The following is a 15,526-nucleotide window of genomic DNA, read 5'->3' as shown; positions in this document are numbered from 1 at the left end:
GCAGCAGGGATTGATTGGATAGTCTTAAGTGAAGATTTCATCTTCGGATTACAACGGGTTGCACGGAACCATGCCTGACCACGACTTGCCTGAAGACGACCTGTCGCAGGCCCTTGTCGTCGAAGGCATAGGCAAGACCTATGGCCGCCGCCAGGTGGTGAAATATGTGAGCCTGACCGTCAAGCCGGGCGAGTCCGTCGGTCTGCTTGGACCGAACGGGGCCGGCAAGACCACGACATTTTACATGATCACCGGCCTGATCCGGCCGGACCAGGGCCAGATCCTGCTCGAAGGCTTCAACATCACCAAGATGCCGATGTACCGCCGGGCACGGCTGGGGATCGGTTACCTGCCTCAGGAGGCCTCCATTTTCAGGGGGCTGACCGTGGAGGAGAACATTCGCGCGGTGCTGGAGGTGATCGAACCGAACCGGCAGAAGCGGCGCGAGGAACTCGATTCGCTGCTGGCGGAATTCGGTCTCACGCATTTGCGAAAGTCGCCGAGTATCGCTCTGTCGGGCGGTGAACGCAGACGCGTTGAAATCGCGCGCGCGCTCGCCAGCCGTCCCTCCTTCATGCTGCTTGACGAGCCTTTTGCCGGTATCGATCCGATTGCAGTTGGCGATATCCAGCAACTTGTGCGTCATCTGACGCAACGCGGCATCGGTGTGCTGATCACGGACCACAACGTCCGCGAAACGCTCGGACTGATCGACAGGGCCTATATCATCGCTTCGGGCGAGGTCCTGACCGAGGGTCTGCCCCAGGAAATCGTGACAAATCCTGACGTACGCAGACTTTATCTGGGGGAACAATTTACGCTTTGATGACGAGTGTCGAGCTAGGCTATAGTGCAGGTCTGTAACAAAGAAGCAAAAAGCAGACCAAAAGAAGCCAAACGCGCCTGGGAACTCGATGGCCATTTCAACAAAGTTGGAGATGCGGCAAAGCCAATCGCTGGTGATGACGCCGCAACTGATGCAGGCGATCAAGCTCCTGCAAATGTCCAATCTTGATCTGGTTTCCTATGTCGAGGCGGAACTTGAGCGCAATCCACTGCTTGAAAAGGGGGGCGGTGAGGCCGGCGAAGGCGGCGCCCCCGATACGCCGGACGCTGCCGACCAGCCGCCGGACACCGCTAATGGCGCTGCGGAAGGTGCAGACGACCCGAATGCGGGCGACTGGATGCAGAACGACCTTGAGACCGGGTCCGAAGCGATCGCGTCGCGCATGGACACGGATCTTGGCAATGTCTTTCCAGATGAACCCGGCGTCCCGGCGTCTCCTGATCCCGCGCAGCTGAAAACCGGCGACAGCTACAAGAATGCATCGAGCAGCGCAGCGTCCGAGGATTACAATCTCGAAGCCTTTGTCGCCGAGGAGGCTTCCCTTGGAACATCGCTCGAAGAGCAGATGAACCTGGCGCTCAGTGATGAAGCGGACAAGCTGATTGCGGGTCATCTGATCAACTCGCTGGATGAGAACGGGTACCTTTATGCGGACCTGAACGATACGGCAGAACAGCTGGGTGTTGATCTGACCCGTGTCGAGACAGTTCTCGGTGTCCTGCAGGCGTTCGAGCCCGCCGGTGTTTTTGCGCGCAATCTGGCCGAATGCCTCAAGCTGCAGCTGATCGACAAGAACCGGTTCGACCCGGCGATGGAAGCTCTGATCGAGAACATCGAGCTGCTTGCAAAGCGGGATCTGCAGACCTTGCGGAAGATCTGTGGCGTCGACGATGAGGATCTGATCGAAATGATCGCTGAAATCCGCGCCCTCGACCCCAAGCCCGGCAGCGCCTTCGGCTCTGCGCTGGTGCAGCCGGTGGTGCCGGATGTCTTCGTTCGCCCGGCCAATGACGGCACCTGGGCCGTGGAGCTGAATTCGGACACCTTGCCCAAGGTGCTGGTCAACCAGACCTATTTTGCGACCGTGATCAAGACGGCGCGCAACGAGACCGAGAAGGAATACCTGACCGACTCGCTTCAGACGGCGAACTGGCTCGCCAAGAGCCTGGATCAGCGCGCCAAGACCATCCTCAAGGTGTCGACCGAGATTGTGCGCCAGCAGGATGGATTTCTGACCTACGGCATCGAACATCTTCGTCCGCTGAACCTGAAAACCGTGGCGGAAGCCATAAGCATGCATGAATCGACGGTAAGCCGGGTCACGTCGAACAAGTTCATGGCGACGCCGCGCGGTATTTTCGAACTGAAGTATTTCTTTTCGTCGGCCATCTCCGGCACGGGCGACGGCGACAGCCACTCGGCCGAATCCGTCCGCCATCGCATCAAGACGATGATCGACGGGGAAGACCCCAAAGCGATCCTTTCCGATGACACGATTGTCAAAACTCTCAAGGGGGACGGCATCGACATTGCCCGCCGGACCGTGGCCAAGTATCGCGAGGCCATGAAAATCGGCTCGTCGGTGCAGCGACGTCGTGAGAAAAATGCCAAACTGTAACAGTGCGATGCCGGGTTTTCCGGACGCAGGCTGTTCCCGGGATGCCCGGAAATTCCGCGCAAGTTCGAGTTTGTTTTGCAGCATCCGCGCAAATAAAATCTTGGATATACGCTATTCTAACGCAGTCGACGCATACCCATTTATTTACAATTGACACTTTGCGTTAGCGCAATTATAGCACCGCCCTCATGACGTAATGAGGGGATGGCGCTTGGGCGCTGACTGGTCCATTGTGGACTTGAGACGTTTCGCGTCTCGGCATCGGCAACTGCTGATGAACTAACGGCCAACAGAAAAAGAAGAGGTCCCCATGGCTTTGCGGATTTCGGGTAAAAATGTGGATGTGGGCGATGCATTGCGCGAGCACATCACAGACCGGATTGAAGATGCCCTGTCGAAGTATTTCACGGGTGGATTCACTGGCCACGTTACGCTCAGCAGGGAGGGCACCGGCTTCAAGTCGGAGTGCAGCCTGCATCTGGACACGGGAATCGTGCTACAGGTGTCGGCACAGGATCAGGATCCGCGCAACAGCTTCGACAATGCTGCGGACAAGATCGAGAAGAGATTGCGCCGCTACAAGCGGAAGCTCAAGGACCATCACAGCCACAATGGCAATGGTCGCGAAGCGTTTGAAGCAGCGTCATACGTTCTGGCCTCCACGGAGGACGACGAAGAGCTGCCCGCGGATTTCAACCCGCTCGTCATTGCCGAAACATCGGCAAAAGTGAAGACGATGACGGTTGGCATGGCGGTGATGGAACTGGATTTGACCGAAGCACCGGTCGTCATGTTCAAAAATGCGGCAAACGGCGGCGTAAACGTTGTTTACCGCAGGCCGGATGGCAATATAGGGTGGATCGACCCTGCACTGGTGGCTGGTGAAGCTGCCGAATAGATGATGCGGACGAAGCTGGCCGCGAAACGCAGGCCGGCTTCTAAGACTTGTAGGCGAACTTATGGATCTCAGTGATCTTCTGGGTAAAGACGCGGTGATTGCCGGGCTGAAGGCCAAAAGCAAGAAACAGGCAATTCAGGAACTGGCTTCCCGCGCAGCCGAGTTGACCGGGCTTTCCGAGCGCGAGATATTCGATACGCTGCTGCAGCGTGAACGTCTGGGTTCGACCGGTGTCGGCCACGGCATCGCCATTCCTCACGGAAAGCTGACGCGCCTTGACCGTTTGGTGGGGCTGTTTGCAAAGCTGGAAAAACCGGTCGATTTCGACTCGCTTGATGACGAGCCCGTCGATCTGGTTTTCCTGTTGCTTGCGCCTGAAGGCGCCGGGGCGGATCACCTGAAGGCCCTTGCCAGAATTGCCCGCCAGCTGCGGGACGGTTCGGTCACGCAAGGCGTACGGGGGTCCTCCGACGCTGCTGAGATCTATGATTTCCTTGTCCAGCCGATCGCTTCGTCGAACGCAGCCTAATCGATTAGACCACAATGCATGAACGAAAAAGTCCGGCGCGAGCCGGACTTTTTTTGTTTCAGACCTCTGCGGGTTCCGGGTCGCCCTGGACGATCCCGGGCTGCGCCACGGACTGGACAGAGCCCTTGGAAAGGGCGGCCAGATGAAGGTCGGCCAGTTCCGGCGGCGGTGCCGTCTCTTCCGGTATGCGCCAAAGCGTCGACTGGATCCCGAGCCTGCCGAGGGACTTTGTTGATGTTGAGACCGCAATCGCGACCGCGAGCAACGGCCCAATGGCAATGGGCAGGATCGGCCAGACCAGCTCAATGGGCTGAAATGAAAACCAAGTGAAGGCCACGATGCCGAACAGTGTTTGCGGCCACAGCCTGGACACCGCCAAGGTCACGGGAAGACGCGCAACGCCGCGCGCCTGTGCGCCCCAGCCAATGGCCTTGCCGGCGGCAAGGCCGCCCATGAACATCGTGTGGGCCACCGCCATGATTGGCGCAAGCATGGCCGAATAAACGATTTCAGACACGAAACTGATCAGGATACGGATTGGCCCGCCGAACGCCTTTCTGAGGTCCCGCCGCGCGAGCACGTCGATCACGGTGGCGATTTTCGGGGCGAACACCATGCTGAGCACGGTGAAGAACATGAACACACCCGTGTCGGCCCGGTAAGGGGCGTAGTCTGTGGTCATCCCGAGAACCGCCGCACCGACCATGAAGCCGATCCAGGCGGGTGAACCGAGGAACATCAGGATAGCAAGGACCAGCTGCGCACGGCTGACGGGCTTCAGCCCTTTCATGCCGATGAGGCGGCGATACTGAAGGTTGCCCTGGCACCAGCGCAGATCCCGGCGGATGAACTCCAGAAGATGCGGGGGATTGTCTTCGTAGCTTCCGGTTTCCAGCGGAAGCACGCGGCACTCATAGCCGGCCCGGCGCATGAGAACCGCCTCCACCTGGTCATGTGACAGGATCGTTCCGGCGAGTGGGCCCTTGCCGGGCAGAACGGGCAGTCGGCACTCTTCCTTGAACGGTTTCAGCCGCAGGAGCGCGTTGTGACCCCAGTAAGGTCCGCAATCGCCCTGCCACCAGGCACTGCCGATCGTGTAGGACCGCATGCCGAGCCGCATGCCGAACTGAAACACGCGGGCAAAGGCGCTGTCAGTCGGAAGGCCGACGACAAGGCTTTGCAGGATACCCACCTTCGGGTTTGCTTCCATGCCGCGAACGAGCGTCGCAATTGCCTCGGCCGACATGTAGCTGTCGGCGTCGAGCACGAGCGCAAAGTCGTGTTGATCGCCCCAGCGGTCGCAGAAATCCTCGATATTGCCCGCCTTGTAGCCTGTGTTCACGGCGCGGCGGCGGTAGACGACATCCATCTGTCCCTGAAACCGTTGAGACAGCCGTGCCGCCATTTCCTGTTCCTGCAGGGCGATCGCGTCCTGGGACGTGTCGCTGAGAACGAACAGCTTGAAATGCGGCGCATAGCCCGACCGGATCAGGTTGGAAACCATCGCGCTGAGATTTTTCTCAAGGCCGTCAACATCTTCGTCACGCACGCATGACAAAAGAGCGGTTGAGCTTGTCAGGGGTGCATCGGGAGAGCCGGTTTCGATCGGGCAAACCGCTCTCACGGGATCCTTCGAAAGCCGCATGACGAGCAGACCGATGACAGCGTTCCAGAAACCGATAATCGTCCAGGGAAGCGTCACCATGAAGCAGACAAGGATGAACAGGTCGAGCGGTGTCAGGCCACCGGGAGACAGGGTCACCGCCATCAGGGCGGTCAGCCCGAAAAAGCTGATCGCAAGCAGGGCGGAGAAAACCAGCCGCCGGACTGTCATTGCGCGCGCTGAGATGGCTGAATGGGAGGTGTCAGAGACTCGAAACATTTTTGTGACTTCCAATCCGGGCAATCGTGACGATAGTGCGCATGTCAAAGTGTCCTGATATTGACACTGGCCAAGTGAATAAGCGGAACGTTACGGGAATGATGGACAAAGGGGTGGTGACGCGCGGCACAGCCGAGGCGCAAGCGCTGTGGTACACCAGAAGAATGCAATGCGAAATCAGGCCGGTTGCGGCAAATCGGCCCCGGCCTGGAGAAGTGCTCGTGGATGCGCTCTTTTCCGGGGTCAGCCGCGGAACCGAAGGCCTTGTCTTTCGCGGTGATGTTCCGGAAAGCGAATGGCAGCGCATGCGGGCGCCGTTCCAGTCGGGAGACTTTCCGTTCCCCGTGAAATACGGATACGCCAGTGTTGGCAGGGTGCGTGAAGGTGGCCCGGACCTCGTCGGTCAAATCGTATTTTCGCTCTACCCGCATCAAAGTGCTTTCACTCTTCCAACCGAGGCCTGTGTGCCGGTTCCCGATGGTGTGACGCCAGAACGTGCTGTTCTTGCTGCCAATATGGAAACAGCGCTTAACGCTATATGGGACGGAAAACCATCACCTGGGGATCACATCTGCGTGGTCGGTGGCGGTGTCGTCGGTCTCCTGACAGCTTACGTTGCCGGACAATTGCCTGGATCAACCGTGACCGTCATCGATACAAACCCCGAGCGTGCAAAAACTGCGCACACACTCGGACTTAATTTTGCACTGCCGCAAAACGCGCCCGGAAACCAGGATCTCGTGTTCCATGCAAGCGCGAGTGCAGCCGGGCTTTCCACGGCGCTTGAATGCGCCGGAGATGGAACATCCATCGTGGAAATGAGCTGGTACGGCGCAGAAAGTGTTGCCGTTCCGCTGGGAACCGACTTTCATTGCCGGCGCCTGAAGCTGGTTTCCAGCCAGGTGGGCACCATACCGGTCGAGCGTCAGGCCCGCTGGACCTATCGGCGTCGCATGGAGATGGCGCTGACGCTTCTGAAAGACCCTCTGCTGGACACCCTCATCACTCACAAGGTTTCGTTCACGGCCTTGCCGGACCGGCTTCCCGATTTGTTGAACAAAGCGTCAGATGTGCTGATGACCCTTGTCGTCTATGACGACGAACCCTGCTAGAAAGTGCCCCGGAATTTGTCCGATACCGTTTCAACCGCTGTTTCAGGAACCAGGAAATGTTTGCAGTAGAAGTTCGCGACCATGTCATGATTGCCCATTCCTTCAAGGGGGAACTCTTCGGGCCTGCGCAGGCGCTGCACGGCGCTACCTTTGTCATCGACGCGGCCTTCCTTTCCGAGGAACTCGACGAGAACGGTGTGGTCATCGATATCGGACGGGCTCACGAAGCTCTCAAGGAGGTTCTGGCGCCGCTGAACTACAAGAACCTGGACGACGTTCCGGCATTTGCCGGCGTCAATACGACGACGGAGTTCCTCACGAAACACATTCACGATCATCTCGCCAAGGCAGCCCGTGAGGACCGGCTCGGACGGGCCGGCAGCGAGCTCGACGCCATAAGGGTGACCATCTCCGAATCCCACGTCGCCCGGGCCTGGTACGAGGCAAAGATCTGAAGTCGCATGAATACGCTGTATTTCGCTTACCCCGGAGAACTGGATACGCCCACAGGCGGCTACGGCTACGACAGGGAGATTATCTCAGGGCTCCAGGATCTTGGCTGGCAGGTGGAACTGGTCCCTCTCGGCGACGGATTTCCCTTTCCCGCTGATGAAACGCGTGCGCGGGCGCAGGACGTGCTCGAACACCTCCCGGACGGTGCGCAGCTTGTCGTCGACGGGCTTGCATTCGGCGTCTTGCCCGAAGCGGCCGCGGCCATATCCGGCCGGCTGGGCCTCTGCGCCCTTGTGCATCACCCCCTGTGCCGGGAAACGGGCGTTTCCGAGGCGCAGGCGTCACGTCTTCTTGAAAGCGAACGGAAAGCGCTTGCCCAGGCACGGCACATCATTGTCACAAGCCATGCCACGGCCGCGCAGGTTGAGGATCTTTTTGGCGCGGAGAATGACAGGATCACGGTCGTTTTGCCCGGAACCGCGAAACAGGAATTGGCGGCACGACAGCCGTCCGGCAGGCTTCGCCTGCTTTCGGTCGGCACCGTGGTCAGGCGCAAGGGTTACGATCTTCTCTTTTCCGCCCTTGGCGACCTCAAGGAAAACGACTGGCATCTCGACATCGTCGGCGGCCTTGACGCCGACCCTCTGTGCCATGCCGAGCTTCTGGAACAGCTGTCCGCGCTCGGGCTCACCGATCGTGTCACGTTCAAGGGGGCGATCGCTCCCGAGGATCTTTCCGGTTTTTACCGCGGGGCGGACGTTTTCGTGCTGGCAAGCCGGTACGAGGGATATGGAATGGCCTATACGGAGGCGCTGGCTCACGGATTGCCGGTGATCGGCAGCGGCGGTGGTGCCGTTGCGGACACGCTTCCAGATGGCGCTGCGATCTATTGCGGAACGGAAGACACCGAAAAACTGCGGAGCGCGCTGAAACTGCTGATAACGGATGAGCGCAAGCGCCTCGATATGGCCGCAGCGGCAAGAGCCGCGGCAGCGGGCCTGCCGGACTGGAAGGACGCGGCGGCCAAATTCGCTGCCGCCCTGAAAGGGGCAGGCCAATGAGCGGGTTTTCTTCCGATTGGCTCGCATTGAGAGAGCCGCTGGATCTTGCTGCAAGAGATCAGGCTGTCGAGGCCGCATTTATGGAGCGTGTTCCTTCCGCTGCGCCCAGGATGCTTGATCTTGCGAGCGGGGCCGGCTCAACGGTGGCCGCCCTGAAACACCACCTCCCGGAAGACGCGAGTTGGCTCCTGACGGACTATGATCACGGTCTGCTTGAGGTGGCAACGTCACGCTGGAGCACAAGTGGTTCCGGAGATCTTGCCACGCTCGGGATCGACCTCGCCAGCGATGTTGAAGCGCTGCCCTTTTCCGAAGTCGACGCGATCAGCACATCGGCCTTTCTCGATCTGGTCTCAGAGCCGTTTTTGCAGCGTCTTGTGAATTGCGTGGTCGAGGCCGGCAAACCGTTCCTCGCCAGTTTGAGCTATGACGGGCGCATCGGTTTCGAGCCGGCATCCGCGTTGGACGATACGATGCGGGACGCCCTGAACCACGATCAGCTCTCGGACAAGGGTTTCGGCAAGGCTCTGGGTCCGGGCGCGGCAGCGCGCGCCATCGATCTGTTCCGGTCCGCCGGTTACCAGGTTGTTCAGGGGCCGTCTGATTGGGAGATCGGTCCTTCCGACACCGGCTTCCTGGCAGAGTTTCTGTCGGGCTGGAGCAGTGTCGGCGTGAAATACGGGGCATCGGGCGAACAGGTCGAGGCCTGGCGCAGTGGGCATCTGGATCAGGCGGGGGCGGGCAGGTTCCGCTGCACGGTGGGTCACATCGACTTCGCGGCGTTTCCGGGCCAGGGTTCCTGACTTGCAGAAACCTTCGGGATGTGTCGAATTGAACATTTTGAGTTAATACAAAACTAAGTATAACTGCATCGCCTTGTTAAAATGGGCTTAAATTACGCAAAAATGCCCAACAAATACTGGGCTTCTACAATTCTCTAAAGCGCATGCTAAGAAATTTCCGGTAGCCCAAGTCTTAAAGAGCACGTCTTGTGTGCAATCGACAAAGGCAATCAGGGAAAGAGGTTCCGCTCTGAAAGCTCCGCAGAGAGCTGCAAGGGGAGCAGGGCCTCGGGGCATCTGCGTTATGGATCAACGCTTAGAAACTTCAAACAGGGCGATCTACGTTGACCTGGACGGAACGTTGCTCCGCACCGATCTGCTTTGGGAAAGCCTGTTTCAGGCCTTGCGCCGCAACCCGCTGATCGTGGTCTCGTTGTTCGGCTGGGTCCTGAGAGGCATCGCCTTCACCAAGGCCAGACTGGCCGAAACGGCCGAAATCGACGTGACCGTTCTCCCTTATCGGCCGGAAGTCGTTTCGGAGCTTGAAAGTCAGAAAGCGCTTGGACGGCGTCTTGTGCTGGCGACCGGATCCAATGAAAAACTCGCACACGCCGTTTCTGAGCATCTTGGCCTGTTCGACGCCGTGCTCGCCTCCGATGAAAACACCAACCTGACCTCGGGACGCAAACTGGAACGCATTGAAGCCGAAGCGGGAGATCTGGGCTTCGAGTATTACGGCAATTCGCATCATGACGTCTGTCTGTTCGAGGCCGCGTCCGAAGCTGTCGTCGTCGCTCCGGACAGGGCGGCGGACCGATGGCAGAAACAATCGGGTGCCAGCCGGATTGATGCGACCGGAAGCCAGGCAAAGGCGGCATTGAAAGCGATGCGGCCGCACCAGTGGCTGAAGAACACGCTGATCTTCGTCCCGGCCGTCATGGCGCATGAGATCTTCATCGGTTCCGTGTTTTTGAGCGCGGTTCTGGCCTTTGTCGCCTTCTCGCTGTCGGCATCCGCAATCTACATTCTCAACGATCTGCTGGATCTTGAGGCCGACCGCAATCACAAGACCAAGTGGAAACGACCCTTTGCAAGCGGTGAACTGAGTATTCCGAACGGCCTTGCACTGGCGCTCGGTTCGATCGTCGTGGCGTTCCTGATTTCCACGGCTCTGCCGATCGGGTTTGCCGGTATCCTCGCCCTCTATCTTGCCATCACGACGGCCTACTCGTTCTCGGTCAAGCGCATGCTCCTGCTGGATGTCTTCGTGCTGGCGGGGCTCTACACGATCCGTGTTCTGGCAGGCGGGGTTGCCGCGAGTATCGAATACTCCTTCTGGCTGCTTGCTTTTTCCGTGTTTTTCTTCCTTTCGCTGGCACTGGTCAAACGGTTCACCGAGTTGCAGCAGGTGGGTGAAACCGCGTCCAGAGAAGTCACCGGGCGCGGTTACAGGCACGTTGATCTCGAAACGATTTCACAGGCCGGCATGACCTCGGGATTTGCCGCGGTGCTCGTGCTCGCGCTTTACATTCAAAGTCCGGCAATCGAGCGTGCCTATTCCGTGCCTCAGATGATCTGGCTGCTGTGCCCTTTGATCCTCTACATCATCATGCGGATCTGGATCCTGGCCCGGCGCGACGAGATGCACGAGGATCCGATCGTCTTCATTCTGAAGGACTGGCGCAGCCAGTTGATGATCGGCTGCGGCGCGGTCCTGTTTCTTATTGCAGCCGTGTGGTGAGCCCGATGACCGCACATGTCGAAAGTTGGGGTGGGCTCTGTGTCGAAAACTCCGAACTGTTGAAGCCCGAGGCATTTCTGGCGGATGAAAGGGCCGGCGGCAGCGCGCTGCCTTACGGCAACGGACGCAGCTACGGTGACAGTTGCCTGAACGCCTCCGGCGCCGCGATCGCATCGCGCAAAGCCGGCAGGATCATTTCGTTCGATGACACGACGGGCATCCTGGAAGCAGAGGCGGGCCTGCTGCTGTCCGACCTCATCGACGCGGTCGCACCGGCCGGATGGTTCCCCGCCGTTTTGCCCGGAACGCAATTCGTCACCCTTGGCGGCGCCATCGCAAACGACATCCACGGAAAAAATCATCATCGCCGGGGAACCTTCGGCTGTCATGTGAGGGAAATTCACCTTGACCGGACGGACCGGGGATCACTCGTCGTCACGCCGGAAGACGGGACCGGCCTTTTTGAAGCGACGGTCGGCGGCCTCGGATTGACCGGACTGATCCGCAAGGCGTCGGTTCAGTTGATGCGCGTTGGTGCCTCGTCCATCAGGCAGGAGACAACCCGTTTCAATGATCTCGGAGAATATTTCGAACTCGCGCGCGAAGCCGATGAACGACACGAATATGCCGTCGCCTGGCTCGACTCTCTGGGCACGGGAACCCGTTTCGGGCGCGGGCATCTGATCGCGGGCGATCATGAAACGAAAGGCGGACATTCAGCCGCCGCCGGAACATCGCCGCTTAAGATCCCGTTCACGCCTCCGATCAGCCCGTTGCAGGGTCCATTCCTGCGCCTTTTTAATGAAAGCTATTTCCGCAGCGCTCCGGCAGGCGTTTCGGTAAAGACGGTTGCTTGCGAGAAGTTCTTTTTTCCGCTGGACCGGATCGGGCGATGGAATCGCCTTTATGGGCCGCGCGGTCTCCACCAGCATCAGAGCGTGATCCCGGAGGACGTCGGCTTCGAGACGGTCAAGAAGCTTCTGGAGTGTACGCAGGCAGCCGGGCACGGCTCGTTCCTGACGGTCCTGAAGCGTTTCGGATCACTGAAAAGCCCCGGTTTCATGAGCTTCCCGCGCGCAGGCTACACGCTGACACTGGACTTCCCCGACAAGGGATCTGCAACGCTCGGACTTCTCGCAAAACTGGATGAGGTCACGCTCGCGGCGGGTGGCGCCGTGAACCCATACAAGGACCGCCGCATGTCGTCCGCCACGTTCAAGGCCTCGTTTCCCGAATGGCAGAAACTTGAGGCAATGCGTGATCCGGCACTGCTTTCGGATTTCTGGCGCAGAACGGTCATGAGTCAATGAGGTCCCATAAAGAATGGAAATAAGCAAAAGCTCAACCGGTAAAGTAACGATCTGTTATTCATAAGTAGATGGGTAAACAGAAAGAGTCCTGAATTAATCCAATCTAATGAAATTGGACAGATATTCGAACTGAATCAAAAAATGTGCGCGGAGATCATCCTGCATGAATACGTACCTGCCCTTCATTCTGTTCACGGTTCTGACAAATGCAGCCGCACAGATCATGTTGAAATACGGCATGACGCAGATTGGTGACTTCAGCTCGCTTCACAGCAACCTGGTTATCAAGCTTCTGCAGGTTGTCTTCACGCCATTCGTTTTTCTCGGATTGTGCACCTTCGTGATTTCGATGGCGTCGCATCTCTACGTGCTTTCCAGGGTGGAACTGTCCTACGCCTATCCGTTCCTGTCGCTCGCCTACGTCGTGGTCGCCGTCTACGCCTATTTCATTTTCCACGAAGACCTGAATGCAATGCGGGTTCTCGGCATTTCACTGATCTGCGTCGGCACGGTGTTCATCGCGCAGGGCGGCACGAAACAGGATGCGGTCGCGGCGCAGGCCAAGATCCAAACGGCTTCTCTTGAGGAGACTTCGAAGTGAAACATATCCTCTTTGGCGGCGACGGGTTCGTCGGCCGGCAGCTTGCCAAGCGCCTTTCGGAAGAAGGTGAAGACGTGATCGTTGCCGACATCTCGGACACGAACAGGCACGTTTATGCAAAGGCAGGTTTCATCGACTGCGATGTCACGGACCCGGCAGCGATTGCGGCCGTTCCGGTTGCCTCCGACGACATGGTCTACAACCTGTCTGCAAAAATGCTGTCGCCGATCCAGGTACGGGCCAAGCGGCACGACTTCTTCTACCCGGTCAATTATGACGGCACGAAAAACATCATCGAGGCGATGGACCGGGCCGGAGCTTCCAGACTAGTGCATTACACGACCGACATGGTCTACGGCCACACCGTGACCTATCCGATGACGGAAGAGCACCCGGTTTCACCCCTCGGTGAATATGGTCAGTCGAAGCTGGATACCGAAACTCTTGCGCAGGAGTGGCGGCAGCGCGGCATGGATATCACGCTCTTCCGCCCACGCCTGATTATCGGGCCGGGCCGGTTGGGTATCCTGACCAAACTCTTCAAACTGATTGACATGAACTTGCCTGTCCCGATGATCGGTTCGGGCAGGAACCCCTACCAGTTCATTTCCGTTTATGACTGTGCCGACGCGGCTTACAAGGCCTGGAAGGCCGGTGTCCCGAACGAGGCCTATAACCTTGGGTCGATCGACCCGCCACCTGTCAGAAAGCTCCTGGGAGATCTGGTCAGGCACGCGAGCTCAAAGTCGATCCTCGTGCCGACCTGGGGCTTTGCGGTCAAGCGGACGCTTGACCTGCTCGATGCCCTGAACATGCCGCTCATGGACCCTGAGCAATACCTGATCGCAGACGAAATGTGCGTCCTGGACGTTTCCAAGGGCGAGCGCCAGTTGGGCTGGGTCCCGGCTTACCGTGACGAAGACATGCTGATTGCCGCCTACGACGAATACCGGGCACAAAAAGACAGCGGTGCGGGCATCAGCCACAGCACAGCGCAGCCGGCAGAATAGGAATTCCTGATGATGCAGAACACCGCACTTCGTGACGACTACGAGCATTCCGGCACTGACCTGCCGGACAACCGGAAGCCGGACCTGATCACGGTCGAAGAGGCCAAGGCGCTTGACGCCAGGACGATGGCCGATCTCTTCAAGGAGCACATCAACCCGGGCCAGTTCCATTTCATGAAATTGCTCGGGTTCCACAAGGTCAAGATCGAGACCGCCGAGGGCATGTACTACGTCGATCAGAACGGCCGGAAAATCCTCGATTTTTTTGGCGGGTTCGGATCACTGGCACATGGTCACAACCATCCGCGCGTGATTGCGGCACGGCAGAAATTCCAGGAAGAAGGCCGTCACGAGATCGCGATTGCGTTCCTGTCCCAATATGCCACTGCGCTTGCAAAGAACCTGGCAGCGTGTTCGCCCGGTGAACTGGACATGGTTTTTCTCGGCTCCTCCGGGTCTGAAGCCATGGAAGCGGCGGTCAAGGTGGCCGAACGCGCGTCCGGCAGGAAGAACTGCAAGATCGTCCATGCGGGCAACTCGTTTCACGGCAAGACCAAAGGCGTCTTGTCCATCACGGATTCAGATCTCTACCAGGGCGACTTCAAGCTTGTCGACAACCACATCAAGGTGCCGTTCGGTGATCTGGACGCCTTGACGCAGGTGATTGAAGCGGATCCCGACATTGGCGTCGTCGTGCTCGAAACGATCCAGGGCGGAGGTGGCATCATCTCCGCACCGGAGAGCTACTGGAAGGGCGTTCGGGCGCTTTGTGACAAACACAACGTCCTTTGGGTCGCCGATGAAGTCCAGTGCGGCTATGGCCGTACCGGCAGGTTTTACGCATTCGAACATTATGGCGTTGTCCCGGACGTCACCGCGCTGGCGAAGTCGCTGGGCGCGGGCAAGGCGGCCGTCGGAGCAATGATCGCAAAGCGTGATGTCTATATGAAAGCCTACGGCTCCCCGAAGACAGCCATGATCCACGCTCAGGCGACGTTCGGCGGTATCGGCGAGGCGAGCATCACAGCGATTGAAGGGCTGAATGTGCTTTACGATGAAGATCTCATCGAAAACGCCGCGCATGTCGGCGCGCATCTGATCGCCAGACTGAAACAGCTTCAGGAAAAGTACCCGAAGATCATCAAGGATGTGCGTGGTGAGGGGCTGATGGTCGGCCTCGAATTCCAGGACTTCTCAAAGACGATGCCCGTCGTGTTGCGTCCGATGCTCTCACTGCTCGACGACAAGCTGAAAGGGTCGCTCTCCGGATTCATCGGCGCCCAGCTGCTGCGCGACTACGATATCCTGGTCGCCTTTACCGAATACAATCGCAACGTCATCCGGCTGGAGCCGCCGCTTGTCTGCAACACGGAGAATGTCGACACATTCTGTGATGCACTCGACGATCTTCTGTCCAAGGGTATCGTCAGCATCGTCAACGGCTTCATCAAGTCACAGGCGGCGTAGGCAGGATCAATCAAGACCGCGTTCAGGACGCAGCCCCGCTTCGCAAGAGGCGGGGTTTTGCCGTTGGTAAATGCACGCCTGGTGCCGGCAGCGATCCTTTGGCTGGATATCCAACGCGCCAATGGGCATCTTTAAAAGCAACGCAAGCCTTGGTCTCGGAAATGTCCGGAACAGCCGCTCGCTCGTGCGTGTGTGCTTGTTCAGCCTGGCGTCGC

The 15,526-nt window shown here is 58.6% G+C and carries 14 protein-coding genes; 13 read left to right on the top strand and 1 reads right to left on the bottom strand.

What is annotated here, in order from left to right:
• Positions 1 to 70: 70 nt before the first annotated feature.
• The 4 genes from lptB (at position 71) to ptsN (ending at position 3,892) form a co-directional block, all read left to right on the top strand.
• Positions 71 to 826 carry an LPS export ABC transporter ATP-binding protein gene (gene lptB, locus RBB49_RS18690; RefSeq protein WP_306144515.1) on the top strand — a complete coding sequence of 252 codons (756 nt, stop codon included), beginning with the start codon at positions 71 to 73 and terminating at the stop codon, positions 824 to 826.
• An 88-nt stretch (positions 827 to 914) separates the two neighbouring features.
• A complete protein-coding gene (rpoN, locus tag RBB49_RS18685) occupies positions 915 to 2,465 on the top strand; it encodes an RNA polymerase factor sigma-54 (RefSeq protein WP_306144391.1) in 1,551 nt (516 codons plus the stop codon).
• A 310-nt stretch (positions 2,466 to 2,775) separates the two neighbouring features.
• Positions 2,776 to 3,363: a ribosome-associated translation inhibitor RaiA gene (gene raiA, locus RBB49_RS18680; RefSeq protein WP_306144390.1), complete on the top strand. Its 588-nt coding sequence runs from the start codon at positions 2,776 to 2,778 to the stop codon at positions 3,361 to 3,363.
• A 61-nt stretch (positions 3,364 to 3,424) separates the two neighbouring features.
• The gene (ptsN, locus tag RBB49_RS18675) at positions 3,425 to 3,892 is read left to right on the top strand and encodes a PTS IIA-like nitrogen regulatory protein PtsN (RefSeq protein ID WP_306144389.1); all 468 of its coding nucleotides are present in this window, start codon (positions 3,425 to 3,427) and stop codon (positions 3,890 to 3,892) included.
• A 58-nt stretch (positions 3,893 to 3,950) separates the two neighbouring features.
• Here the strand turns inward: ptsN and mdoH are convergent, their stop codons facing one another.
• Positions 3,951 to 5,774, bottom strand: a complete 1,824-nt coding sequence (mdoH, locus tag RBB49_RS18670) for a glucans biosynthesis glucosyltransferase MdoH (protein WP_306144388.1) — start codon at positions 5,772 to 5,774, stop codon at positions 3,951 to 3,953.
• Between the two features lie 98 nt (positions 5,775 to 5,872).
• Here mdoH and RBB49_RS18665 point away from each other — a divergent pair, with 98 nt between their 5' ends.
• The 9 genes from RBB49_RS18665 (at position 5,873) to RBB49_RS18625 (ending at position 15,311) form a co-directional block, all read left to right on the top strand.
• Complete coding sequence (locus tag RBB49_RS18665; protein ID WP_306144387.1) at positions 5,873 to 6,886, top strand: zinc-binding alcohol dehydrogenase; 1,014 nt, start codon at positions 5,873 to 5,875, stop codon at positions 6,884 to 6,886.
• Between the two features lie 56 nt (positions 6,887 to 6,942).
• Positions 6,943 to 7,341, top strand: a complete 399-nt coding sequence (locus RBB49_RS18660) for a 6-carboxytetrahydropterin synthase (protein WP_306144386.1) — start codon at positions 6,943 to 6,945, stop codon at positions 7,339 to 7,341.
• Between the two features lie 6 nt (positions 7,342 to 7,347).
• Complete coding sequence (locus tag RBB49_RS18655; RefSeq protein ID WP_306144385.1) at positions 7,348 to 8,400, top strand: glycosyltransferase family 4 protein; 1,053 nt, start codon at positions 7,348 to 7,350, stop codon at positions 8,398 to 8,400.
• Entirely contained in the window at positions 8,397 to 9,203 is an 807-nt protein-coding gene (locus RBB49_RS18650; RefSeq protein ID WP_306144384.1) for a class I SAM-dependent methyltransferase, read from the top strand. The genes RBB49_RS18655 and RBB49_RS18650 overlap by 4 nt, the downstream gene beginning before the upstream one ends.
• Positions 9,204 to 9,486: 283 nt before the next feature.
• Positions 9,487 to 10,923 carry a UbiA family prenyltransferase gene (locus tag RBB49_RS18645; protein WP_306144382.1) on the top strand — a complete coding sequence of 479 codons (1,437 nt, stop codon included), beginning with the start codon at positions 9,487 to 9,489 and terminating at the stop codon, positions 10,921 to 10,923.
• A 5-nt stretch (positions 10,924 to 10,928) separates the two neighbouring features.
• Positions 10,929 to 12,233: an FAD-binding oxidoreductase gene (locus tag RBB49_RS18640; RefSeq protein WP_306144381.1), complete on the top strand. Its 1,305-nt coding sequence runs from the start codon at positions 10,929 to 10,931 to the stop codon at positions 12,231 to 12,233.
• Between the two features lie 163 nt (positions 12,234 to 12,396).
• Complete coding sequence (locus RBB49_RS18635) at positions 12,397 to 12,834, top strand: EamA family transporter (protein ID WP_306144380.1); 438 nt, start codon at positions 12,397 to 12,399, stop codon at positions 12,832 to 12,834.
• A complete protein-coding gene (locus RBB49_RS18630) occupies positions 12,831 to 13,844 on the top strand; it encodes an NAD(P)-dependent oxidoreductase (RefSeq protein WP_306144379.1) in 1,014 nt (337 codons plus the stop codon). The genes RBB49_RS18635 and RBB49_RS18630 overlap by 4 nt, the downstream gene beginning before the upstream one ends.
• Positions 13,845 to 13,856: 12 nt before the next feature.
• Positions 13,857 to 15,311 (top strand): aspartate aminotransferase family protein, encoded by a 1,455-nt coding sequence (locus tag RBB49_RS18625; protein ID WP_306144514.1) that lies wholly within the window; start codon positions 13,857 to 13,859, stop codon positions 15,309 to 15,311.
• Positions 15,312 to 15,526 lie beyond the last annotated feature (215 nt).

Origin of the sequence: Roseibium sp. MMSF_3412, assembly GCF_030733265.1 — a bacterium.
Lineage (GTDB): Bacteria > Pseudomonadota > Alphaproteobacteria > Rhizobiales > Stappiaceae > Roseibium.
The sequence above is the reverse complement of the archived record's forward strand: the minus strand, read 5'-3'. Positions and strand labels throughout refer to the sequence as shown.

What these genes read in the sequence shown, in the direction of transcription:
- lptB (WP_306144515.1), top strand. Translation starts at nt 71, where the DNA reads ATGCCTGACCACGACTTGCCTGAAGACGACCTGTCGCAGGCCCTTGTC.
- rpoN (WP_306144391.1), top strand. Translation starts at nt 915, where the DNA reads ATGGCCATTTCAACAAAGTTGGAGATGCGGCAAAGCCAATCGCTGGTG.
- raiA (WP_306144390.1), top strand. Translation starts at nt 2,776, where the DNA reads ATGGCTTTGCGGATTTCGGGTAAAAATGTGGATGTGGGCGATGCATTG.
- ptsN (WP_306144389.1), top strand. Translation starts at nt 3,425, where the DNA reads ATGGATCTCAGTGATCTTCTGGGTAAAGACGCGGTGATTGCCGGGCTG.
- mdoH (WP_306144388.1), bottom strand. Translation starts at nt 5,774, where the DNA reads ATGTTTCGAGTCTCTGACACCTCCCATTCAGCCATCTCAGCGCGCGCA.
- RBB49_RS18665 (WP_306144387.1), top strand. Translation starts at nt 5,873, where the DNA reads ATGATGGACAAAGGGGTGGTGACGCGCGGCACAGCCGAGGCGCAAGCG.
- RBB49_RS18660 (WP_306144386.1), top strand. Translation starts at nt 6,943, where the DNA reads ATGTTTGCAGTAGAAGTTCGCGACCATGTCATGATTGCCCATTCCTTC.
- RBB49_RS18655 (WP_306144385.1), top strand. Translation starts at nt 7,348, where the DNA reads ATGAATACGCTGTATTTCGCTTACCCCGGAGAACTGGATACGCCCACA.
- RBB49_RS18650 (WP_306144384.1), top strand. Translation starts at nt 8,397, where the DNA reads ATGAGCGGGTTTTCTTCCGATTGGCTCGCATTGAGAGAGCCGCTGGAT.
- RBB49_RS18645 (WP_306144382.1), top strand. Translation starts at nt 9,487, where the DNA reads ATGGATCAACGCTTAGAAACTTCAAACAGGGCGATCTACGTTGACCTG.
- RBB49_RS18640 (WP_306144381.1), top strand. Translation starts at nt 10,929, where the DNA reads ATGACCGCACATGTCGAAAGTTGGGGTGGGCTCTGTGTCGAAAACTCC.
- RBB49_RS18635 (WP_306144380.1), top strand. Translation starts at nt 12,397, where the DNA reads ATGAATACGTACCTGCCCTTCATTCTGTTCACGGTTCTGACAAATGCA.
- RBB49_RS18625 (WP_306144514.1), top strand. Translation starts at nt 13,857, where the DNA reads ATGCAGAACACCGCACTTCGTGACGACTACGAGCATTCCGGCACTGAC.